Raw genomic sequence first — 668 nt, 5'->3', positions numbered from 1 at the left:
CCGCATTGCAGCCTGGCGCCGCAGCCGGCGCCGGTTCCCGCCGAGGCGCCGCGCCCGCGCTGAGCCGCACGCAACGGCGGCACGCGCAAACGACGACGCCGGGCAAGCCCGGCGTCGTCGGCAAGGATTCGGCGGTAGCGGCGCTCGCGCGGCGCCGCCGGGCTCAGGCCGCGTCGGCCGAGGTGGTGAAGCTCTCGCCGCAACCGCACTCGGCGGTGGCGTTGGGGTTCTGGAACACGAACATCTCGCCCAGGCCCTGCTTGAGGAAATCGATGCGGGTGCCCTCGACCAGCGGCAGGCTGATCGCGTCGACGAAGATGCGCACGCCGTCCTGTTCGAACACGGTGTCGCCCTCGCGCTGCTCGCGGGCCAGGTCGGCCACGTGCTGCCAGCCCGAGCAACCGGTGCGGGTCACGCCGAAACGCAGGCCCAGCGCGGCCGGGGTCTCGGCCAGAAAATGCTGAACGCGGGCAAGGGCGGCGGGGGCGAGGGTCACGGACATGGCGATCTCGAAACGGTGGTTGCGGGGACGGCGGCGCGGCGGCCGCGGGCGTCGGGGCCATGGTACCAGCCTGCCGCGACGCCTCTGCGCTACCGGATATGGCGGCTGACGGCGCGCATTCAAGCTGCGATGCGGCCCGCGGCGGGCCGCGGGCGGGTATGGGCGC

1 protein-coding gene is annotated in these 668 nt (G+C 74.1%); it reads right to left on the bottom strand.

Features of this window, described 5'->3' with window-relative positions; translation table 11 throughout:
* Positions 1-163: 163 nt before the first annotated feature.
* Positions 164-502, bottom strand: coding sequence for a HesB/IscA family protein (locus tag A7A76_RS25480; RefSeq protein WP_096378048.1), 339 nt, complete (start codon positions 500-502; stop codon positions 164-166).
* Positions 503-668: the final 166 nt, after the last annotated feature.

It is taken from the genome of Lysobacter enzymogenes, from assembly GCF_017168095.1.
Taxonomy (GTDB): domain Bacteria; phylum Pseudomonadota; class Gammaproteobacteria; order Xanthomonadales; family Xanthomonadaceae; genus Lysobacter; species Lysobacter enzymogenes_D.
This window is presented reverse-complemented; position numbering and strand designations above follow the sequence as displayed.

Excerpts from the sequence above, each read along its gene's own strand:
- A7A76_RS25480 (WP_096378048.1), bottom strand. The coding sequence starts at position 502 with ATGTCCGTGACCCTCGCCCCCGCCGCCCTTGCCCGCGTTCAGCATTTT.